This window comes from Microbacterium sp. NPDC055455, from assembly GCF_053619935.1.
The window spans coordinates 446,222-468,187 of record NZ_JBSHLB010000002.1; the positions used below are offsets into that span (position 1 = coordinate 446,222).

Consider the following 21,966-nt stretch of genomic DNA (forward strand, 5'->3'; position numbering starts at 1 on the left):
GAGTGCACGACCGGGGCGCGGCATCCTTCCGGAGTCAGGGGCGGCTCAGAAGCCGAGACGGCCGAGCTGCTTGGGGTCGCGCTGCCACTCCTTCGCGATGCGCACGTGCAGCTTGAGGAACACCTTGGTGCCCAGCAGCGGCTCGATCTGCGCGCGTGCGCGGGCGCCCACGTCGCGCAGCCGGGAGCCCTTGTGCCCGATGATGATGCCCTTCTGGCTGTCGCGTTCGACGACGATGTCGGCGAAGACGTCGGTGATGTCGGAGTCCTCGCGGGCCGCGATCTCCTGCACGACGACGGCGATCGAGTGCGGCAGCTCGTCGCGCACGCCGTCCAGCGCAGCCTCGCGGATGATCTCGGCGACCCGGTCCTCGGTGGACTCGTCGGTCACGACGTCGTCGGGGTACAGCGCCGGCCCCTCGGGCATCAGCGAGAGGAGCTCGTCGCTCAGCACGTCCAGCTGGTCGCGGGTGAGCGCCGAGAGCGGGATGACGGCGGCCCAGTCCTCGCGCAGCTGGTCGACCTCGATCAGACGCTCGGTGATCTGGTCCCGAGTCGCCGCGTCGGTCTTCGTGACGATCGCGACCTTCTTCGCCCTGCCGTAGCCGCCCAGCGACTCCGCGATGCGGCGGTCGCCGGGGCCGACCTTCTCGGTGGCCGGGACGCAGAAGCCGATGACGTCGACATCGCCGAGCACCTGCTCGACGAGGTCGTTGAGCCGCTGGCCCAGCAGCGTGCGCGGCTTGTGGAGCCCGGGGGTGTCCACGATGACCAGCTGGCCGCCGGGCCGGTTGAGGATGCCGCGGATCGCGCGCCGCGTCGTCTGCGGCTTGTCGCTCGTGATGGCGACCTTCTCGCCCACGAGGGCGTTGGTGAGCGTGGACTTGCCGACGTTCGGGCGGCCGACGAAGGTCACGAAGCCCGAGCGCCCGTCGACGGGCGCGGGAGAAGCCGTGGGTTCGGTGGCCGGAGCGGCCTCGGGGTCCCGGCCGGTGTCGGAATCGGTCATGGCGTGTCTTCCTTCCTCGGCAGGCGGACCTCTCCGCTGCGGGGGCTCACGGTGCGGATCTCGCCGGTGCGCGTGCCGACCGTGCGGTTCTCGCCGGTCCGCGGCTGACGCGAGGAGTCGGGCGGCGTCTCGCCGCGCTCGACGAAGACCGTCGAGATGCCGCGGCCGCGGCCGCGCGAGGCGCCGCCGGTGAGCACGAGGCCGGCGTACTCCGCCGTCGCGCCCGGCTGGGGGACGCGGCCGAGCGCCTTCCCGAGAAGTCCGCCGATGGAGTCGACGTCCTCGTCCTCGAGCTCCATGCCGAACAGGTCGCCGACCTCGTCGAGCCCGAGCCGTGCGCTGACGCGGTAGTGACCGGGCTCGAGCTCGGTGACCTCCGTGGCGCGCGGGTCGTACTCATCGGCTATGTCGCCGACGAGCTCCTCGATGAGGTCCTCGAGCGTCACGAGTCCCGAGACGCCGCCGTACTCGTCGACGACGAGGCACACGTGCACGGCGTCGCGCTTCATCTGCTGCAGCAGCGTCTCGGCCTTCATCGACTCCGGCACGAACACGGCGGGGCGGGCGATGCGGCTGATGGGGGCGTCGCGCCAGCCCACCTCGTCACGGAAGGCGAACTGCACCAGGTCCTTGAGGTACAGCACTCCGACCACGTCGTCGGCCTCGTCGTCCACGATCGGCACACGCGAGACGCCCTTCTCGAGGAAGACCGTCATGGCCTCGCGGGTCGAGGTCGAGGCATCCACCGTGACCATGTCGGTCCGTGGCACCATCACCGCGCGCACGAACGTGTCGGTGAAGTCGAACACCGAGTGGATCAGCTCGCGGTCGTCCTGCTCGATGAGCTCGTTCTCGGCCGCCTCGTCGATGATGCTGAGCAGCTGCTCCTCCGACGCGAACGACGAGCCGCGCGAGGCGCCCGGGGTGATGCGCGTGCCGAGGGCGACCAGCCCATGGGCGAGGGGGCCGAGGATGACGCGGACGCCGCGGATGATCGGCGCCGCACCGCGCAGCAGGCCCTTCGCGTGAAGGCGGCCCACGGTGCGGGGGCTGGCCCCGACCACGACGTAGGACACGCCCGTCATCAGCAGCGCCGCGGCGAGCATCGCCCACCAGGTGTCGTCGAACAGCAGGATGAAGGCGACCGTGACGAGGACTGCGGCCGTGGTCTCGGCGAGGACGCGGATGAACACGACGGCGTTCGCGTGCGCGTCCGGATCGGCGGCGATCCGCCGCAGGGCGTCCGCGTTGCGACCCTCGGCGCCCAGCTCGGCGAGGTCGGCGCGCGAGGTCACGCCGAGCGCAGCGTCGATCGCGACCATCAGCGCGCCGAACCCGAGGAGCAGGACCGCGGCGGCGAGGAGGAGAGCGGCGGTCATGTGCGCGGTCGTCGACGCTCGGACGCCTGGAACGCCGCGATCAGCTCGCGCTGCAGTCCGAACATCTCGCGCTCCTCCTCCGGCTCGGCGTGGTCGAAGCCGAGGAGGTGGAGCAGGCCGTGCGTGGTGAGGAGGATGAGCTCGTCGAGGGTCGAGTGCTTCGCCGCGACGGCCTGCGTCTCGGCGACCTGCGGGCAGAGCACGATGTCGCCGAGGAGCCCCGGCGGCGTGGGCGCGTCCTCGGTGCCGGGGCGCAGCTCGTCCATCGGGAAGCTCAGCACGTCGGTCGGGCCGGGCTCGTCCATCCACTGCACGTGCAGGGCCTCCATCGCACCCTCGTCCACGAGGAGGATCGCGATGTCGGCGTCGGGGCTGACGTGCAGCTCCGCGAGGTGGTGCTCCATGAGCCGCAGCAGCACGGTCTCGTCGACGGCGATGCCGGACTCGTTGCCGATCTCGATGGTCATGCGCGTCCTCGCTTCGGAAGGTGGTCGCGCGGTCCGCCGTGGCGGACCGTCGCGGCCCGGCGCTCCGCGCGATTGGCGAACTCGGATGCTTCGTCGCGCTCCCTCCGCGCGGCGAGCCGGCGCTCGTCGTACTCGCTGTAGGCGTCGACGATGCGGCCGACGAGCGTGTGACGCACCACGTCCTGGCTGGTGAGGTACGAGAAGTGGATGTCGTCCACCTCGTTCAGCACCCGCGTCACCAGCCGCAGGCCGGAGGCGCCCTGCGGCAGGTCGATCTGCGTGATGTCGCCGGTGACGACCATGCGCGTTCCGAACCCGAGGCGGGTCAGGAACATCTTCATCTGCTCGGGCGTGGTGTTCTGCGCCTCGTCGAGCACGACGAAGGAGTCGTTCAGCGTGCGGCCGCGCATGTACGCCAGCGGCGCGACCTCGATCGTGCCCGTCGCCATGAGCTTGGGCACCAGCTCGGGGTCCATCATCTCGTTGAGCGCGTCGTACAGCGGGCGCAGGTAGGGGTCGATCTTGTCGGTCAGCGTTCCCGGGAGGAATCCCAGGCGCTCCCCCGCCTCGACGGCCGGGCGCGTGAGGATGATGCGGCTCACCTCTTTGCGCTGCAAAGCCTGGACGGCCTTCGCCATGGCGAGATACGTCTTGCCGGTGCCGGCGGGGCCGATGCCGAACACGATCGTGTGCTCGTCGATCGCGTCGACGTAGGCCTTCTGGCCGAGCGTCTTGGGCCGGATGATCTTGCCGCGCGACGACAGGATCGCCTCTCCGAGCACCTCCGACGGACGCGGCCCGCCCTCGGTGCGCAGGATGCGGTTCGACGAAGCGACGTCCTCCTCGCCCAGCGCGTGGCCGGCCTTGGTCATCGTGAGCAGCTCGTCGACGAGGGAGCGCGCCGCGGCGACCGCTCCGGCCTCGCCGGTCAGGGTGATCTCGTTGCCGCGCACGTGCACGTCGACATCGGGGTGCTCCCGCTCGACCACGCGGAGCAGGCGGTCCTGCGGGCCGAGCAGCTGGACCATGGCCACGCCATCGGCCCAGACGCGTTCGACGGTGGTGGCGCGCTCGCGCGCGTCGTGATCAGCAGGTTGGTCAGGCACCTACGCTCTTCTCTTCGAGGCCTCCCGCGAGCACGTGGGCGTGCACGTGGAAGACGGTCTGGCCCGCGTTGGGGCCGGTGTTGAAGACCAGCCGGAAGTCGCCGTCCGCGTGTTCGGCGGCGAGCTTGTTGGCCAGGCCCACGAGTTCCGCCATCAGGTCGGGGTCGCCGGCGGCGAGCTCGACGACGTTCCGGTAGTCCTCGCTCTTGGGGATCACCAGCAGGTGCACGGGCGCCTGCGGGTGGATGTCGCGGATCGCGAACGCGTTCTCGGTCTCTGCGATGATCTCGGACGCGATCTCCCCGTTGTGGATGCGCGTGAAGATCGAGGGTTCGCTCATGCGGCAAGTCTAGCGACGGGGCCCTGCCACCGGCTCGGGCGCCGATCGACCGGTGCGCCATGCCGGCCCGGCGCACGGCCCACCCTTCACCACCGTCCCAACGCCGCGCTGACGACGGCCAGGGCGGCCGGGCCCGCGGTGGAGGTGCGCAGGACGGTGTCGCCCAGGCGCACGGCCCGGGCGCCCGCGGCGGTGAGGACGTCCAGCTCCTCGGGGGCGATGCCGCCCTCGGGGCCGACGACGAGGACGATGTCGCGCTCCTCCCCCTCGCCCACCCGCAGGGCGCTCAGGGGCTCCGTCGCCGTCGGCTCCAGGATCAGGACGACGGATGCCTCCGCCCGGCGTGCCAGCTGAGCGGTGGTCGTCAGCTCCGCGACGTCCGGGAGCCACGCGCGGTGAGCCTGCTTCGCGGCCTCGCGGACGATCGTGGCCCATCGCGCCCGCCCCTTCGACGCCTTCGCCGCGTCCCAGCGCGACACACTCCGGGCTGCCTGCCACGGCACGATCTCGTCCACGCCCAGCTCGGTCGCCGCCTGCACGGCGAGCTCGTCGCGGTCTCCCTTGGCCAGCGCCTGCACGAGCACGACCCGTGGTCGCGGTGCGGGGGCATCCGTCCGCTCGCGGACCCGGACGACGACCTCGCGCGGCGCGACGGCCTCGACCTCGCCGGTCAGCCACGCACCCCTCCCGTCGCCGACGGTGACACCCTCGCCGACGCGGACACGGCGCACGGTGGCGGCGTGATGCGCCTCGGGGCCGGTCAAGGTCACGGTCCTCCCGGGCGAGAGCCCAGCGGCGTCGTCGACGAGGAAGTGCAGCGGCATGGCTCAGCCGTTCCGGAAGCGGTCGCGCAGCTTGGCGAACAGTCCCTGGTGGAACTCCGCGAGCCGGGGACCTGGGGCCTTCGTGCGCTTGGCGAACTCCTCGATCAGGGCGCGCTCCTTGTGGTCCAGCCGCGTCGGGGTCACCACGTGCACGCCGACCTTGAGATCGCCCCGCTGCGAGCCGCGCAGCGGGGTGATGCCGCGCCCCTTGATCGTCAGGATGTCGCCGGCCTGCACGCCGGGGCGCACCTCGAGTTCGACCGGGCCGTCCAGCGACTGGATCGTCGTGGTCGTGCCGAGGATCGCGTCGGGCATCGACACCTCGAGGGTCGCCAGCAGGTCGTCGCCGTCACGGCTGAACACCTCGTGGGGCGACACCGTCACCTCGATGTACAGGTCGCCGTTCGGGCCGCCGGCGGGGCCGACCTCGCCCGAGCCGGGCAGCTGCAGGCGCAGGCCGGTCTCGACGCCGGCGGGGATGTCGAGGGACACGGTGCGGCGCGCGCGCACACGCCCCTGCCCCTGGCACGTCGCGCAGGGGTACGGGATCGTGGTGCCGTAGCCCTGGCACACGTTGCACGGCTGCGACGTCACGACGTTGCCCAGCAGGCTCCGCACCTGACGCTGGACGTTGCCCGTGCCGTGGCAGATGTCGCACGTCACGGGGCTGGTGCCGGGCTGGCAGCACGACCCCTGGCAGGTCTCGCACAGCACGGCGGTGTCGACGTCGATGTCGCGGTGGGCGCCGAACACCACGTCCCCGAGCTCCAGGGTGACGCGCACGAGGGCGTCCTGCCCGCGCTCGCGCCGCGACCGCGGCCGGCCGCCGCGCGTGCCCCCGGCCGCGCCGAAGAAGGTCTCGAAGATGTCGTTGAACCCGCCGAACCCGCCGGCGCCGCCGAACGGAGAATCGGCGCCGCCCATGTCGTAGCGGGCGCGCTGCTCGGGGTCGCTGAGCACGTCGTAGGCGTGCGTGACGAGCTTGAACCTCTCGGCCGCGTCCTCGCCGGGGTTCACGTCCGGGTGGAGTTGGCGCGCGAGCTTGCGGTAGGCCTTCTTGATCTCGTCGGGGGTGGCCTCGCGCGAAACGCCGAGGACCTCGTAGTGGTCAGCCACTTTCGCCTTCCTGCCGCGGCGGCGCCGCGGGATCGTGGGTACGCGTCCGCGTCAGCGGGAGCTGTCGTCCTGCTCGAGCATGCGCGTGAGGTAGCGCGCGACGGCACGGACCGCCGCGAGGTTCGAGGGGTAGTCCATGCGGGTGGGGCCGAGCACGCCGACACGCGCGAGCGAGCCGGTGGCATCGTAATCGCTGGCGACGACGGATGCCTCGGCCAGGCCGAACGGCTCGTTCTCGCGTCCGATGCTGGCGGCGAGCCCCTGCTCGTCGGCCACCATCTCGCCCATGAGCCGCAGCAGCGTCACCTGCTCCTCGATCGCCTCGAGGAGCGGATAGATGCTGCCGCGGAAGTCCGACTCGCTGCGCGCGAGATTGGCGCTGCCGGCCATCACGAGCCTGTCTTGGCGGAACTCCTCGAGCTCCTCGGCGACCGCACGCACGATCTCGTCGGTGGCGCGCTCGTGGGCGGGGGCTTGCGGGGCCTGCGCCTCCAGGCGGTCGGCGATGCGCTGCAGCCCCTCCCGGACGGGCCGGCCCACCAGCAGCGTGCCGAGCTCGGCGCGGATGCGCGCGAGGTCGGCCTCGTCGAACTCGTCGCCCACGAAGGCGAGCCGCTGCGAGACCCGGCCGGTGTCGGTGACGACGATGACGAGCATGCGCCCGGCGCCGAGCTGCACGAGCTCGACGTGCGTGACGGTGGCGCGGGCGAACGACGGGTACTGCACGATCGCGACCTGGCCCGTGAGCTGCGTGAGTGCGCGCACCGTGCGCACGAGCACGTCGTCGAGGTCTCCGGGGCCGTCGAGGAACGAGGCGATCGCGGACCGCTGCGCCGGCGAGAGCGGCCGCAGCTCCGCCAGATGGTCGACGAACACCCGATACCCCTTGTCGGTCGGCACGCGGCCCGACGACGTGTGCGGGGCGGCGATGAGCTCCTCGTCTTCGAGCAGGGCCATGTCGTTGCGGATGGTCGCCGCAGACACGCCGAAGGCGTGCCGCTCGACGATCGCCTTGCTGCCGACCGGCTCGCGCGTGTCGACGTAGTCCTGGACGATCGCCCGCAGCACCTGGAGACCGCGCTCGCTGACCATCACGCCTCCTCACGCCCGATCTGGCACTCGCATGACTGGAGTGCCAATTCTATCCGATGAGCCCGTCACGATCGCTGAGCGACGCCGCGTCCGCAGATGTCCGCGCGGCTCCGCCCCGGCACGCCCCGGCGCGGCCGCCTCACGGCGTCAGCGCCCGGACGACGGCGTCGGCCAGGAGCCGCCCGCGTCGGGTGAGCACGACACGGCCCCGGAGCGCGTCCCGCCCCTCGATCAGGCCGTCGGCGATCAGCGCGGCCACCGCGTGCCGACCCTCGCCCAGCAGCTCGTCGACGGGCATCCCCTCGCGGATGCGGGTGCGCAGCAGTACGCTCTCCAGACCGCGGGCGGCGGCATCCGGGATCTCCCGTCCCGCCGCGGGCGACTCGCCGGCCGCGAGGCGCTGGGCGTAGGCCGCCGGGTGCTTGACGTTCCAGAAGCGCACCCCGTTGACGTGGCTGTGGGCGCCGGGGCCGAAGCCCCACCAGTCGGTGCCCGTCCAGTACGCCAGGTTGTGCCGGGAGCGGTGCTCGGGGCCGCGGGACCAGTTCGACACCTCGTACCAGTCGAAGCCGGCGACGGACAGCAGGTCGTCGGCGAGCTCGTACATGTCGGCCTGCAGGTCGTCGTCGGGCGCGGCGACCTCGCCGCGGCGGATCTGACGGGCGAGCTTGGTGCCATCCTCGATGATCAGCGCGTAGGCCGAGATGTGGTCGGGCTCCAGCGCGACGGCCGTCGCGAGGGAGCTGCGCCAGTCGTCGAGCGTCTCGCCCGGTGCGCCGTAGATGAGGTCGACGCTGACGTCGAGTCCCGCCTCGCGTGCGGCCGACACGGCGGTGCGCACATTGTCGGGGTCGTGGGTGCGATCGAGCGCTGCCAGGACGCGGGGGACGGCGGATTGCATGCCGATCGACATCCGGGTGACCCCCGCTGCCGCCAGCTCGGCCGCCACCGCCGGCGACACCGTGTCGGGATTGGCCTCGACGGTGATCTCCGCGTCGTCCCGGAGCCCGAACGCCTCGCGCACCCCGTCGAGCATGCGCGCGAGATCCCCCGGCGGCAGCAGCGTGGGCGTGCCTCCGCCGAAGAAGACCGTCGATGCAGGCCGGGTGCCGCCGGCGCGCTCGAGGACGCTCCGGGCGAGGCCGATCTCGCGCAGGAGCGTGTCGGCGTACTGGTCCTGGCGTGCCCCGCGCAGCTCGGACGACGTGTAGGTGTTGAAGTCGCAGTACCCGCACCGCACGCGGCAGAAGGGCACGTGCAGGTACACGCCGAAGTCGGTGGCCTGATCGATGCGGATGCCGGCCGGCAGCGAGCCGTCCGCCGGAACGGGCTCGCCGAGAGGAAGAGCGGAGCCCATCAGCGCCTCACGCGGGGGTGGTGTACAGCGGCGAGATCGCGCGCAGATAGCGCGTGAACAGCTCACGCCGGCGGCGCCTGGTCAACGCGGGCAGCATCCGGTACAGCAGCGCGTGCGGGGCGTCGAACGCGCGCACGGTGAACCACACCTCGTCCTTGTCGTTCCAGTCCAGCATGAACGACTCCTCGCCGCTGACCACCGAGTCGCCGACCGTGCCCAGGGCGAAGCCGACGCGCCGGGGCTCCTCGATGGCGAAGATCACCCGGAGCTCGGCATCCGCCCGAAGCCCCTTGACGCGGCCCGCGACGCGGATCGTCGTGCCGGGCCCCACATACGGGGTGCCGTCGGCGTCGAAGCGCTGCTCCGACTCGGTGCGGCTCGGCGCGACCGGGTTGCCCTCGGCGTCGAAGCTCACGCCCGAGTACATCGGCCCGGAAGCCGGGCGGACGTCGGTCACCTCGAGTCCGGCGCCGCGCTGGGCGGTCCACGACAGCAGCGCATCGCTCGCGGCGTGGAAGCGGGCCTCGCCGCTGCCGATGCGCCACGACTGCTCCGCGGGGATGCTGCGCTCCGGCGGGAAGTGCATCAGATCGGCCGCCTGCGTCGCCCCGACGGCGGCGTAGTCGACGGTGTCGTCACGGAAGGTCCCTCGACGCATGAGGACCAGCCTACTTGGCGCCCTTGGTCTCGACGTCACCCGAGAGCGCGGCGATGAACGCCTCCTGGGGGACCTCCACGCGCCCGACCATCTTCATGCGCTTCTTGCCCTCCTTCTGCTTCTCGAGGAGCTTGCGCTTGCGCGAGATGTCACCGCCGTAGCACTTCGCCAGGACGTCTTTGCGCATGGCGCGGATGTTCTCGCGCGCGATGATGCGGGCGCCGATGGCGGCCTGGATCGGCACCTCGAACTGCTGCCGCGGGATGAGCTTGCGCAGGCGCTCGGTCATCATGGTGCCGTACGCGTACGCCTTCTCGCGGTGCACGATCGAGCTGAAGGCGTCGACCTTGTCGCCCTGCAGCAGGATGTCGACCTTGACCAGGTCGGCCGTCTGCGAGCCGGCGGGCTCGTAGTCGAGGCTCGCGTAGCCCTGCGTCTTGGACTTCAGCTGATCGAAGAAATCGAACACGATCTCGCCGAGCGGCATGTTGTAGCGCAGCTCGACGCGGTCCTCGCTGAGGTAGTCCATGCCCAGCAGCGACCCGCGGCGCGACTGGCACAGCTCCATGACCGTGCCGACGTAGTCCTTGGGCAGCAGGATCCCCACCTTCACCACGGGCTCCGAGACCTCGGCGACGCGGCCGTCGGGGTACTCGCTGGGGTTGGTGACCACGACCGTCTCCCCCGTGTCGGTGGTGACCTCGTAGGTCACCGACGGCGCGGTCGTGATGAGGTCGAGGTCGAACTCGCGCGACAGGCGCTCGGTGATGATCTCGAGGTGCAGCAGCCCGAGGAAGCCGCAGCGGAAGCCGAAGCCCAGCGCGACCGACGTCTCGGGCTCGTACTGGAGGGAGGCATCCGACAGCTTGAGCTTGTCCAGCGCCTCGCGCAGATCGCCGTAGTCGCTGCCGTCGATCGGGTAGATGCCGGAGAACACCATCGGCTTCGGGTCGGTGTACCCCGGCAGGGCCTCGGCGGCGGGCTTGCGCTGATTGGTGATCGTGTCGCCGACCTTCGACTGGCGCACGTCCTTCACGCCGGTGATCAGGTAGCCGACCTCGCCGACGCCGAGACCCCGGGTGGGCACCGGCTCGGGGCTGGACACGCCGATCTCGAGGAGGTCGTGGGTGGCTCGCGTCGACATCATCTGGATCCGCTCGCGCGGCTCGAGCTTGCCGTCGACCATGCGGACGTACGTCACGACGCCGCGGTACGAGTCGTACACCGAGTCGAAGATCATCGCGCGGGCCGGGGCGTCGGCGTCGCCCGTGGGCGCGGGGATCTGCTCGACGATGCGGTCCAGCAGGTCCTCGACCCCCATCCCCGTCTTGCCGGACACCCGCAGCACGTCGTCGGGCGAGCCGCCGATCAGGTTGGCCAGCTCGGCGGCGAACTTCTCGGGGTCGGCTGCCGGGAGGTCGATCTTGTTGAGCACCGGAATGATGTGCAGGTCGTTCTCGAGCGCGAGGTAGAGGTTGGCGAGGGTCTGGGCCTCGATCCCCTGCGCGGCGTCGACGAGCAGGATCGCGCCCTCGCAGGCGGCGAGCGAGCGCGACACCTCGTAGGTGAAGTCCACGTGCCCGGGCGTGTCGATCATGTTCAGCGCGAACGTCCCGTCCGCGGTGGACCACGGCATGCGGACGGCCTGCGACTTGATCGTGATTCCCCGCTCGCGCTCGATGTCCATGCGGTCGAGATACTGCGCGCGCATGTCGCGGTCGGATACGACGCCGGTGATCTGCAGCATCCTGTCCGCCAGCGTCGACTTTCCGTGGTCGATGTGGGCGATGATGCAGAAGTTGCGGATCAGCTCAGGAGGGGTCGCAGACGGCTCGAGAGGCTTCAGGGCACGGGGTGACATGTCCAGACGATTGTACGGGTGACGGATGCCGCGACCCTGCGCGTCACCGGATCCCGCCGTGCGCAGGCCGCGCCGGGGCCGGCAGGCGGCTGAGGCCCTCCAGCAGCTCCGCCTTGTCGCTCGCGACGCAGACGCGCACCCATCCCTCGCCGGAGGCCCCGAACGCGCTGCCCGGTGCGACGGCCACCCCGTGCTCGTCGAGGAACCGCTCGCACCACGCGACCACGTCGCCGCCCGAGGCGTCCGAGACGTCGATCCAGAGGTAGAACGCGCCGGTGGGTGCGAGATAGCGCAGGCCGCGGGCATCCAGCAGCGCCGTCGCGGCGGCCAGGTTGTCGCGGTAGTGCGCCGCACTCGCCGCGACGGCGGTCTGCTCCCCCGTCAGCGCCGCGACAGCCGCCCGCTGCGCGGGCTCGTCGACGCAACTGACCACCGACTCCTGCACCCGCAGCATGGTCTGGCGCCATCCGGGAGGCGTCACGAGCCAGCCCACCCGCGCACCGGTCATCGCGTACGTCTTCGACATCGAGAACACCGAGAGCACGCGCCCGTCGTCGTCCAGGGTCGCCGGGCTCACGTGCGGATGTCCCCACGTGAAGCGCTCGTACACCTCGTCGCTGATCACCCACAGGTCGTGCCGTCGAGCCAGCGCCATCAGCGCCTCGAGTGTCGCTCGATCGAAGGTGGACCCCAGCGGATTGGACGGTGTGTTCACGATCAGGGCGCGCGTCCGCGGGGTGACGAGGGCGTCCAGCTCGTCCAGGTCGGGCTGGAAGCCGCGGTCCGGACGCAGGGGGTAGGGCACCGGCGTCGCCTGCAGCAGGTGCGCGTTCATGGTGAAGGTCGTGTACCCGGGGTCGGGCACGAGCACCTCGTCGCCGCGCGACAGGGTCAGGGCCATCGCGAGGTGCAGCGCCTGCGTCGCGCCGACCGTCACCCAGATCTGCTCGACGTCGGCCTCGAGCCCGTTCTCGCGCGCGAGCTTCGCGCGGATGGCTTCGCGCAGGGCCGGGATGCCGCCGTTCGGCGTGTAGCGGATGGCCCCGGCCGTCCACGCCGCCGCCGCCGCGTCTCTGATCGCCGCGCCCGCCACCTCTCCGGGCTCGCCGACGGCCAGGACGATGGTGCCCGGCCGGCGCAGCGCGCGCTCGAGGATGTGTCGCACGCCCGAGCCGGGCATGCGCGCGATGTGCGGGGCGATCTCGGGCATGCCGCCATGCTAGGGCGGGCGCTGTGGCTAGCCTGTCGTCATGGCGGTCCACGTCGTCCTCGTCCACGGCATCCGCACATCCGCGACGATGTGGCGGTCGCAGGTCGCGTATCTCCAGGCGCGCGGGACCCCGGTCACGGCGGTCGATCTGCCCGGGCACGGATCCCGCATGCGCGAGGAGTTCACGATCGAGTCCGCCTTCGCCACGATCGACGACGCCGTGCAGGCCGCGGCGGAGCGCGGCCCGGTGCTGCTGGTGGGGCACTCCATGGGCGGGCTGCTGTGCATCGAGTACGCGGGGGCCGAGGAGCGGCCGCCGGTCTCGGGATTCATCGCGGCGTCGTGCACCGCGATCCCGCGGGGCATCGGCCTGCGGGCCTACCGCCTGCTGGCGCGGGGCTTCGACTCGCTCCCCGACCGGGGCATGTGGCTGACGGACCGGATGCTCGATCGCATCCTCCCCGAGGAGACCCGCGCGGACTTCGGGGCAGGCGGCTACGCGCTGGACGCGCAGGACGTCGCCCTGCGGAGTCTGTCGGTGCTGGACCTGCTGTCGGCGCTCAGGCGCATCGAGGTGCCGCTGTGGATCGTCAACGGGCAGTACGACCAGCTGCGGGTGAATGAGCGGCTCTTCACCCGCGTGGCGCAGCACGCCGAGCTCATCGTCGTCCCCCGCACGACCCATCACGTCACCGTGATGCGCCCGCGGGTGTTCAATGCGGTGCTGGAGGTCGCCCTCGCGACGCTCGAGGCGGGGCGGCACGAGCACCCGGGCCGCAGCGTCGGCGGACTCCCGTCATCGACCGGGCGACCGACCTGATAGAATCCTTGTTTGGCTTGCGTGTGGGTTCGCCCTCACGACCGCCGAGCAGCGCCCCTCTCCCGCTGACCGGCATCATCAATCCGATTCCCTTCGAACGAAAGAAACGTCGACACGTGGCGAACATCAAGTCGCAGATCAAGCGCAACAAGACCAACGAGAAGGCGCGAGAGCGCAACAAGTCCGTCAAGAGCGAGCTGAAGACGCTCGTGCGCCGCACGCGCGAGGCCGTCGCCGCGGGCGACAAGGCGGCCGCTGAGAAGGCGCTCGGCAAGGCCACCAAGAAGCTCGACAAGGCCGTCAGCAAGGGCGTCATCCACAAGAACCAGGCGGCGAACCGCAAGTCGGCGATCTCCAAGCAGGTTGCTGCGCTCTGACGCCGGAACGGCTCGGCAGGTCCGCATCGCATGAGAAGGCCCGTCCCGCGAGGGGCGGGCCTTTCGCATGTCCACGGCCCCGGCGGTGTCGGCGACGCCCCCCGAGCGGCGAGGACCGCGGGGTCAGGAGCCGTAGGGAGCGCGCGTGGCGATGACCGTGATCATGCGCTCCAGCGCGAAGATCGGGTCTCGCGAGCCGCCCTTGACCTCGGCGTCCGCGCGCGCCGTCGCCTGGATCGCGCGGCCCAGGCTCTCTTCGTTCCACCCGACCAGGTCGCGGCGCGCGCGGTCGACCTGCCAGTCCTTCATGCCCAGGCGCGCGGCGAGCGCCGCGGCGGGCTCGCGGTTGCCTGCGACCCTGGCCATGGTCCTCAGCTTCATCGCGACCGCGGCGACCAGCGGGACCGGGTCGGCTCCCGAGGCCAGCGCGTGCCGGAGCGCGATCAGCGCCTCGCCGTAGCGCCCGGCGATGGCCGTGTCGGCGACGGTGAAGGCCGAGGTCTCGACCCGACCGCCGTAGTACCGCTCGACGATCTGCTCGGTGATGTCGCCGGGGACGTCGGCGATGAGCTGCTGGCACGCCGCGGCGAGCTCGGTGAGGTCGTCGGCGAACGCGGACACGAGCGCGCGCAGCGCGACCGGGGCGATCCGCTTGCGCGCAGCCTGGAACTCTCCCGCCGCGAAGTCGAACCTGTCGGAGTCCCGCTTGATCGCCGGGCAGGCGATCTCCACCCCCGCGCCCTGGCCTGCCCGGATCGCGTCGAGGAGCTTCTTCCCGCGCACGCTCGCGCCGGTGTGCCGGAGCACGACCGTGGCGCCGTCCTGCGGGGCGGCGAGGTACGCGAGCGCTTCGGAGAGGAAGGTGTCGGAGCACTTCTCGACGCCGCTGACCCGCACCAGGCGCGGCTCGCCGAACAGGGACGGCGACGTCACACCCAGCAGAGACCCCGCCGAGTAGTCGTCGGCCCGGATGTCGGACACTTCGAGCGTCGGATCCTCTGCGCGCAGATAGTCGCGGACACCGGCGATCGCGCGCTCGGCGCAGACCTCCTCGGGGCCGGACACGAGCACGACGGGAGCCGGCTGCGGGGTGCGCCACGACAGCTGAGGGATGGCGCTGCGCGCCGACTTCGCCGGTGATCGGCGCGCGGGTGATGCCATCCCCTCAGCCTACCGACGACCGCCGACGCGAGCCGCGGCGCCCCCCCGATGGGGATCAGCCGCCCCGGTCGCGCCAGAGCGCCACCGCTCCCCCGGCCGTCGCCCACAGCGCGACGGATCCGTCCTCGTCGGTGCGCACCACGCGTGCGCGGGCGTCCGCGAGGACCGCGAGGAGCTCGGGGCGCGGGTGGTCGTAGTCGTTGTCGAGCCCGACCGTGATCACCGCGACGGCGGGCCGGGCGGCGGCGTAGAGTGCGGCCTCCTGATCCGCGCTGCCGTGATGGGCGACCTTGACGATCGCGTACGGCGGGTCCAGCGTCGCGGATGCCACGAGAGCGCGCTGCGGCGACGCGGACAGGTCGCCGAGCAGCAGGGTGGGCGGCACGCCGCCGCCACGCACGTCGAGCACCACGCTCGCGTCGTTGCCGGCCGGGTAGGCGCGGCTGTCGGCGCGCGGCCAGAGCACCCGCCACCGCGCCCCGCCGAGCGACCCCGACATCCCCGCGGACGCCTCGACGGCGCGGGCGCCCGCCGCTTCGAGGGCGGCGATCCCGGCGTGCCCGGCGGCGTCGGTGGGGCCGTGCAGCACCGTGCCCACCCGCCCCTGCACGGCGTCGAGACCGCCCGCGTGGTCGAGGTCGAAGTGCGTCAGCACGAGGAGTTCGATGCGTCCGACTCCGGCGCGCGACAGGCATGCCTCGAGGGCGCCGGGGTCCGGTCCGGTGTCGACGAGCGCCACGGCGCCGCCCGAGCGCAGCAGCACGGCATCGCCCTGGCCGACGTCGCACGCCAGCATCGCCCACCCCGAGGGGAGGGTCAGACGCCCGGCGACCGTCGCCAGCGCGCCCGTGCCGAGTCCCGCCCCCACCACCGTCGCCACGAGGACCGCCGCGCCGGCGCGCGCGGCGCGAAGCGCGGGCGGGCCGGCGCGCGGAAGCGCGATCGCGGTGCCGACCGCGAGACCGACGAGCGCGAGCGCCACGGCGCCGGGCACGCCCTCGGGCCACGGCAGCTGATCGGCGGGCAGTTCCGACATCGTCACCGCGGTCGCCGCGATCCAGGACGCCGGCACCCATGCCAGCACCGCGAGGCCCGACTGCAGCAACGGCAACGGCGCGCTGAGGCACGCGGCGAGGCCGAGCACGGTCGCCGCCGGCGCGGCCGGCCCTGCCAGCAGGTTGGCCACCACCCCGTAGACCGGCACCGTGGGCTGGATCAGGATCAGCAACGGGCCGCAGGCGAGCTGAGCCGCCAGCGGCACCGCGAGCGCCAGCGCCAGCGGGCGGGGTACCCAGCGGGCCAGCCCGGAGGCGAGCGGGCGCGCGAACAGCAGCAACGACCCGGTCGCGGCGACGGAGAGCCCGAATCCGAGGGATGCCGCCAGCCACGGGTCGAAGACGAGGAGCAGCGTCACCGCGAGGCACAGCAGCGCCATTCCGGCGCCGGGACGGCCGAGGAGGACGGTGAGCATCGCGATCGCCGCCATGGTCGCGGCGCGAACGACGCTCGGCTCGGGGGTCACCAGGACGACGAAGCCCAGCAGCACCGCCAGCGCGCAGCCGACCCGCAGCCCGCGGGAGGCGCCGGCCGCCGCCGCGAGGCCGAACGCGATGCCCACGACGAGGGCGCAGTTCGCGCCGGAGACGGCGGTCAGATGTGACAGGGAGGCCTCCTTCATGGCGGCGTCGAGCTCCGGGGAGACGATCGACGTGTCGCCGACGGCCAGCCCCGGCACGAGTCCGGCGCCCGCCCCCGGCAGATCCGCGACGGCGCGGACGAGGCCGCGCCGGAGGTCGCCGGTCAGCGCCGCGGCACCGTTCGCCGCCTGCCGGACCTCCACGCCGCGAGATGCCCACAGCACCAGGACCGCGCGATCCCCCGCCCGGCCAGTGCTCGCGGTGCCGTGGACCTCGACGTCGGCGCCCACATCGAGCAGGTCCGGGCGGTCCACGTCGTCGGGAGCGACGCGTACCGTGACGTCGATCGCCACGCGGTGGGTCTCGCTGCCGGCGTTGACGCTGCGGGCGCGCGCGGCGAACGAGAGCGTGCCGGCGCGCCGCTCGACCTTGCCGGCCACGTCGGCCCGCACGTCGACCGCCCGGCCGCCTTGCAGGGCCAGCTCCGTGACGGCTTGGCGCCCGGGCCAGGCCGCCGCCACGTGCGCGGCGGTCGTACCCGCGGCCGCGGCGGCGAGCACGATCACCGCCAGGACGACGCGTGCTGTCCGGGTCGGCATCCCGAGCCTCGGTGCGACTCCGGCGGCCGGAATCGGCGCCGCAGCCGGGGAGAGACGCCCGCTCGAGACGCGGCGACCCGCTCGCGCGACGACGGCGACGGCGACGACGGCGACCGCCCAGGACCCCGACGCGATCCAGCCCGCCGCCGCGGGAGCGAGGATCGCCGCCGCGGCGACCGCCCACGTCGCGCCGGCGACGGGGACGAGGCGCAGTGCCGGGAGACGCCGTGTCACACCGTCACCAGGTCGCGGAGTGCCTCGAGCATGGTGTCGCCGATCCCCGGGACGGCCAGCAGGTCCTCGACGCTGGTGAACCCGCCGTTGTCATCCCGCCAGGCGATGATCCGCTCCGCCAGGGCCGGTCCGATTCGCGGCAGCGTCTCGAGCAGCGTCGCGTCGGCGGTGTTGATGTCCACACGGCCGTCCGGCGCCTGTCCCGGCGGTGCCGCCGTGGGCGGCGCGGCCTCGCCCTGGCGCGGAACGGGCAGCTGCTCGCCGTCGTCGATCGGCCGCGCGAGGTTCACCGCATCGCGCGCCGCGTCGTCGGCGAATCCGCCCGCGGCCGCGATCGCGTCGACCACCCGGGCGCCGGCGGGGAGGACGTACAGGCCGGGCTCCCGCACGGCGCCCGAGACGTGGACGAACAGCTCTTCGCCCCCGCCGGGGGTCGCGACCGGCGAGGGGTCGACGGCCACCTCGTCGACGGGAGTCGTCGCGCCGCGGACGATGCCGATCGCGATGGTGACGGCGAGGGCCACGAGCACGATGACCACGACGGCACCCGCGCCGAAGCGTCGCCGCGCGCCAGGACCCGGCGCCTGCTCCGGGTCGTCACGGGCACCGGCTGTCACGCGCCCACGCTACGAGTGCGCCGCGACCGCCCGGGACGCCCGGAACGCGATTGTGCAGTCCGCGCGCCCGTCCGCTCCTGGGGAGGAGCGTCAGTGCGTGCTGAAGCTCACGACCTTCGGCGCTCGCACGACCGCGCGCGTGATCTCACGACCCGCCAGCGAACGGACGACCTTCTCGTCCGCCCGCGCGAGGCGCTCGAGCTCGGCGGCTTCGATGCGCGCGGGCACCTGCAGGGTTCCGCGCACCTTCCCGTCGATCTGCACGACCGCCGTGACGCTCTCTTCGACCAGCAGCGTCGGGTCGGCCGTGCGCCACGGCACGAGGCCGACGAAGCCCTCGTAGCCCAGGATCTGCCACATCTCCTCGGCGGTGTGCGGGGCGAACAGATCCAAGATCATCGCGGTCGCCTCGGCGGCCTCGCGGACGGCGGGGTCGGCGGGGCCGGCGCCGGTGTCGATCGTCTTGCGGGTGGCGTTGACCAGCTCCATCAGGCGGGCGACGACGACGTTGAACTTCGTCTGCTCGACCAGCCCGGGGGCATCCGCGAGCAGTCGATGCGTGACGCGGCGGAGCGCGGTGTCGCCCTCGGCCCAGACGACATCGGGGTCGCTCGCGACGTCCTTGGCGACGCGCCAGGCGCGCGCGAGGAACTTCTGGGCGCCCGTCGTGGACACGTCCTCCCAGTTGATGTCGTCCTCGACGGGACCGGCGAACGCGATCGCGATCCGCACCGCGTCGGCGCCGGGGTCGACCATGCTCGAGGCGAACTCGACGAGGTTGCCCTTCGACTTCGACATCTTCGAGCCGTCCAGCAGCACCATGCCCTGGTTGATGAGGCTCGAGAACGGCTCCGTGAACTCGATGAGCCCCATGTCGAAGAGGACCTTCGTGATGAAGCGCGCGTACAGCAGGTGGAGGATGGCGTGCTCGACACCGCCGATGTACGAGTCGACGGGAGCCCACCGGTCGGCGGCACGCGGCGGGAACGCCTCGGCGTCGTCCGTCGGCGACAGGAACCGCAGGAAGTACCACGAGCTGTCGACGAACGTGTCCATCGTGTCGGGGTCGCGCAGCGCGGGCTCCCCCGTCTCGGGGTCGGTCGTCTGCATCCACTCCGTGGCACCGCCCAGCGGCGAGGTGCCCTTGGGCGCGAGGTCCAGGCCCTGCGCGTCGGGGAGGCGCAGCGGCAGCTGGTCGTCCGGCACCGGCACGATGCGCCCGTCCTCGGTGTGGATCATCGGGATGGGCGTGCCCCAGAAGCGCTGGCGCGAGATCAGCCAGTCGCGCAGGCGGTAGGACTTCGCGGCGCGGCCGGTGCCCGCGGCATCCAGCTCCTCGATGACCCGCGCGATGGCGTTGCGCTTGGACAGGCCGTCGAGCGAGCCGGAGTTGATCATGCGGCCGTCGCCGGTGAGCGCGATGCCGGTGCGCGCGGGGTCGATGTCGTCGAGGGTGTCCACCGGGCCCGGGTCGATCGGGACGCCGTCGTCGTCGAGCTCGATGACGGGGATCGCGCCCGTGATCGGCGCGGTCGTGTCGACGACCACCTTCACGGGCAGGTCGAACGCGCGGGCGAAGTCGAGGTCGCGCTGGTCGTGGGCGGGCACCGCCATGACCGCGCCGTGCCCGTAGTCGGCCAGCACGTAGTCGGCGGCCCAGATGGGCAGGCGGTCGCCGTTGACCGGGTTGATCGCGAAGCGGTCCAGGAAGACGCCGGTCTTCGGCCGGTCGGTGTTCTGCCGTTCGATCTCGGTCTCGCGCTGCACGGTCTCGAGGTAGTCCTGGAAGCGCATGCGCACCTCGGCGGTCGAGCCCGCGGCGAGCTCCGCCGCCAGGTCGCTGTCAGGGGCGACGACCATGAACGTCGCGCCGTGCAGCGTGTCGGGGCGGGTGGAGAAGACCGTGACCTTCTCGGCGCGACCCTCGATCTCGAAGTCGATGTCGGCCCCGACCGATCGGCCGATCCAGTTCCGCTGCATGCGGATGACCTTCTGCGGCCAGAACCCCTCGAGCTGGTTCAGGTCGTCGAGCAGGCGGTCGGCGTACTCGGTGATCTTGAAGTACCACTGCGTGAGCTTCTTCTTGATCACCTCGGCGCCGCACCGCTCGCAGTGCCCGTCGACGACCTGCTCGTTGGCGAGGACCGTCTGGTCGTTGGGGCACCAGTTGACCGGGCTCTCCTTGCGGTAGGCCAGGCCGCGCTCGTACAGGCGCTGGAACAGCCACTGGTTCCACCGGTAGTACTCCGGGTCGCTGGTGTGCAGGATGCGGCTCCAGTCGTACGACGAGCCGTACTCCCGGAAGCTCTTCTTGTGCTGCGCGATGTTCGCGTAGGTCCACTCGCGCGGGTCGGCGCCGCGCTGGATGGCGGCGTTCTCGGCGGGCAGCCCGAACGAGTCCCAGCCGATCGGGTTCAGGACGTTGTAGCCGCGGTGGCGCCAGAAGCGCGCGACGATGTCGACGTACGCGTAGCTCTCGGCGTGGCCCATGTGCAGGTCGCCCGAGGGATACGGGAACATGCCCAGCACGTACTTGCGCGGCCGCGTGTCGTCGTCGCCGCCCGCACGGAAGGGGTCGGCCTCGGCCCAGCGCGCCTGCCACTTCTGCTGGATGGCGTAGGCGTCGTAGCCCTCTGCGGGCGCACTGGTGTCGGAGGACATGGTCTGACTCACGGGGGAAGAACCAATCATGGGAGGGGCTGAGACGCGCTCAGCGCGCGAAGCGCGTCTTCCAGGTTAGCGGAAGGGCGCCCTCACCAGCCGGGCGGCAGTCCGGCGCCGAGCGCCGCCAGCGGCCCCCGCGCCTTGATGCCCACCTCGGCGACTTCGGCCGCGGCATCCGATCGCCATGTGATCCCCCCGCCCGCGCCGACGTACGCGCCGTCCGGTCGCACCACGATCGATCGGATGACCATCGCGAGATCCAGCGCGCCGTCGTCGCCGACCCACCCGAAGCAGCCCGAGAACACGCCGCGCGGCGCGGCCTCCAGCCGATGCAGGATCGTCATGGCGGAGAGCTTCGGCGCACCGGTCATCGACCCGGCGGGGAACGTCGCGTCGAGCAGGTCCGCGAGCGTCGTGCCGGGGACGAGCGCACCGGACACCGTGCTGACCAGCTGATGCACGGCGGGATACGACTCCACCTCCAGGAGCGCGTCGACGCCGACCGTGCCGGGCACGCTCACGCGCGAGAGGTCGTTGCGCATGAGGTCGACGATCATGACGTTCTCGGCGCGCTCCTTCTCGCTCCCGCGCAGCTCCGCCCGAAGCGCCGCGTCCTCGGCAGCGTCGCGGCCGCGCGGGCGGGTGCCCTTGATGGGGCGGGTCCGCACGATCGCCGCGCCCTCGCCGCCGCGCTCCACCTGGAGGAAGCGCTCCGGGCTCGCGCTCAGCAGCGCAGAGTCGCCCGAGCGCACGAACCCGCCGTGGTGGGCGGGGGTCGCAGCGCGCAGCCGCAGGTAGACCTGCACCGGGTCGACGGAGGCCTCGACCTCGAAACGCGTCGTCAGGCACAGCTGGTAGGCGTCGCCCTCGCGGATCGCATCGCGGCAGCGCTCGATGAGAGTCGCGTACTCGTCCGGCGTGTGGCGCGAGCGGGCGTGTCCCAGGGGCGCGGGCGGCGCAGGCGCCGGCCCGGTCGTCGCCGCGGCGACGGCCTGGAGCAGCCCGGTCAGCGCGCTCGGGGGCGCGAACACGCGGACGCGCCGGCGGGCATGGTCGAAGGCGACGAGCCGTTCGACCCGCAGCCACCGCTCGTGCGGCACGGCGTCGTCGTCGCGGACGGCGGGGGCGCCGGCGCGGGCCGCGGCGTCGTCGTAGCCGATCCAGCCCACCCAGCCGCCGCGGAACGGGCTGTCGCCGTCGTCCTCGCCGCCGCCGCACGCCGTCGCGCGCACGACGGCGGCGTCCTGAGGCGTGCCCGTGCCCATGAAGCTCCAGCCGGCTTCGGCCGCCGGCCCGGCATCCAGCCAGAAGACGTGCTCCGCATCGGCGAGCAGCGCGGAGAAGACGGATGCCGGATCCACCCACTCCGCGAGGTCCGCGACGGCGAGAGGGTCCGACATGTTCCCAGGTTAGAGGGACGGACGGAGCTCTAGGCTCGT

19 protein-coding genes are annotated in these 21,966 nt (G+C 72.4%); 2 read left to right on the forward strand and 17 right to left on the reverse strand.

The genetic code is table 11. The features are described from left to right. Positions 1–45: 45 nt before the first annotated feature. The 12 genes from era to ACWGUG_RS08570 form a co-directional block, all read right to left on the reverse strand. Positions 46–1,008 (reverse strand): GTPase Era, encoded by a 963-nt coding sequence (era, locus tag ACWGUG_RS08515; RefSeq protein WP_336397083.1) that lies wholly within the window; start codon positions 1,006–1,008, stop codon positions 46–48. Next, entirely contained in the window at positions 1,005–2,387 is a 1,383-nt protein-coding gene (locus tag ACWGUG_RS08520; RefSeq protein ID WP_336397082.1) for a hemolysin family protein, read from the reverse strand. The genes era and ACWGUG_RS08520 overlap by 4 nt, the downstream gene beginning before the upstream one ends. Continuing rightward, positions 2,384–2,854: an rRNA maturation RNase YbeY gene (gene ybeY, locus ACWGUG_RS08525; RefSeq protein ID WP_336397081.1), complete on the reverse strand. Its 471-nt coding sequence runs from the start codon at positions 2,852–2,854 to the stop codon at positions 2,384–2,386. The genes ACWGUG_RS08520 and ybeY overlap by 4 nt, the downstream gene beginning before the upstream one ends. Beyond that, positions 2,851–3,882: a PhoH family protein gene (locus ACWGUG_RS08530; RefSeq protein WP_336397138.1), complete on the reverse strand. Its 1,032-nt coding sequence runs from the start codon at positions 3,880–3,882 to the stop codon at positions 2,851–2,853. Before ACWGUG_RS08530 ends, ybeY begins: the two co-directional genes overlap by 4 nt. 70 nt (positions 3,883–3,952) lie before the next feature. Further along, positions 3,953–4,300 (reverse strand): HIT domain-containing protein, encoded by a 348-nt coding sequence (locus ACWGUG_RS08535; RefSeq protein WP_452324413.1) that lies wholly within the window; start codon positions 4,298–4,300, stop codon positions 3,953–3,955. Between the two features lie 86 nt (positions 4,301–4,386). Beyond that, on the reverse strand, positions 4,387–5,124 hold the full coding sequence (locus tag ACWGUG_RS08540; RefSeq protein ID WP_378880999.1) for a 16S rRNA (uracil(1498)-N(3))-methyltransferase: 738 nt from the start codon (positions 5,122–5,124) through the stop codon (positions 4,387–4,389). A 3-nt stretch (positions 5,125–5,127) separates the two neighbouring features. Next, positions 5,128–6,240, reverse strand: coding sequence for a molecular chaperone DnaJ (dnaJ, locus tag ACWGUG_RS08545; RefSeq protein ID WP_336397078.1), 1,113 nt, complete (start codon positions 6,238–6,240; stop codon positions 5,128–5,130). A 51-nt stretch (positions 6,241–6,291) separates the two neighbouring features. After that, positions 6,292–7,332 carry a heat-inducible transcriptional repressor HrcA gene (gene hrcA / locus ACWGUG_RS08550; protein ID WP_336397077.1) on the reverse strand — a complete coding sequence of 347 codons (1,041 nt, stop codon included), beginning with the start codon at positions 7,330–7,332 and terminating at the stop codon, positions 6,292–6,294. A 139-nt stretch (positions 7,333–7,471) separates the two neighbouring features. Beyond that, positions 7,472–8,689, reverse strand: a complete 1,218-nt coding sequence (gene hemW, locus ACWGUG_RS08555) for a radical SAM family heme chaperone HemW (protein WP_452324414.1) — start codon at positions 8,687–8,689, stop codon at positions 7,472–7,474. A 7-nt stretch (positions 8,690–8,696) separates the two neighbouring features. Further along, a complete protein-coding gene (locus ACWGUG_RS08560) occupies positions 8,697–9,347 on the reverse strand; it encodes a DUF1990 family protein (RefSeq protein ID WP_336397075.1) in 651 nt (216 codons plus the stop codon). A gap of 10 nt (positions 9,348–9,357) precedes the next feature. After that, on the reverse strand, positions 9,358–11,208 hold the full coding sequence (gene lepA / locus ACWGUG_RS08565; protein ID WP_336397074.1) for a translation elongation factor 4: 1,851 nt from the start codon (positions 11,206–11,208) through the stop codon (positions 9,358–9,360). 43 nt (positions 11,209–11,251) lie between these two features. Beyond that, complete coding sequence (locus ACWGUG_RS08570) at positions 11,252–12,418, reverse strand: pyridoxal phosphate-dependent aminotransferase (RefSeq protein WP_336397073.1); 1,167 nt, start codon at positions 12,416–12,418, stop codon at positions 11,252–11,254. 40 nt (positions 12,419–12,458) lie between these two features. Here ACWGUG_RS08570 and ACWGUG_RS08575 point away from each other — a divergent pair, with 40 nt between their 5' ends. Beyond that, the gene (locus tag ACWGUG_RS08575; RefSeq protein ID WP_452324415.1) at positions 12,459–13,238 is read left to right on the forward strand and encodes an alpha/beta fold hydrolase; all 780 of its coding nucleotides are present in this window, start codon (positions 12,459–12,461) and stop codon (positions 13,236–13,238) included. Positions 13,239–13,354: 116 nt separating this feature from the next. Next, entirely contained in the window at positions 13,355–13,615 is a 261-nt protein-coding gene (gene rpsT, locus ACWGUG_RS08580; RefSeq protein WP_336397071.1) for a 30S ribosomal protein S20, read from the forward strand. Positions 13,616–13,738: 123 nt separating this feature from the next. Here the strand turns inward: rpsT and holA are convergent, their stop codons facing one another. The 5 genes from holA to pabB form a co-directional block, all read right to left on the reverse strand. Further along, entirely contained in the window at positions 13,739–14,776 is a 1,038-nt protein-coding gene (holA, locus tag ACWGUG_RS08585; RefSeq protein WP_378881015.1) for a DNA polymerase III subunit delta, read from the reverse strand. Positions 14,777–14,831: 55 nt separating this feature from the next. Continuing rightward, the gene (locus ACWGUG_RS08590) at positions 14,832–17,246 is read right to left on the reverse strand and encodes a ComEC/Rec2 family competence protein (RefSeq protein WP_452324416.1); all 2,415 of its coding nucleotides are present in this window, start codon (positions 17,244–17,246) and stop codon (positions 14,832–14,834) included. Next, a complete protein-coding gene (locus tag ACWGUG_RS08595) occupies positions 17,243–17,863 on the reverse strand; it encodes a helix-hairpin-helix domain-containing protein (RefSeq protein ID WP_452324417.1) in 621 nt (206 codons plus the stop codon). Before ACWGUG_RS08595 ends, ACWGUG_RS08590 begins: the two co-directional genes overlap by 4 nt. A 90-nt stretch (positions 17,864–17,953) precedes the next feature. Further along, positions 17,954–20,524, reverse strand: a complete 2,571-nt coding sequence (gene leuS, locus ACWGUG_RS08600; RefSeq protein ID WP_452324418.1) for a leucine--tRNA ligase — start codon at positions 20,522–20,524, stop codon at positions 17,954–17,956. Positions 20,525–20,616: 92 nt separating this feature from the next. Continuing rightward, the gene (gene pabB / locus ACWGUG_RS08605) at positions 20,617–21,927 is read right to left on the reverse strand and encodes an aminodeoxychorismate synthase component I (RefSeq protein ID WP_452324419.1); all 1,311 of its coding nucleotides are present in this window, start codon (positions 21,925–21,927) and stop codon (positions 20,617–20,619) included. Positions 21,928–21,966 lie beyond the last annotated feature (39 nt).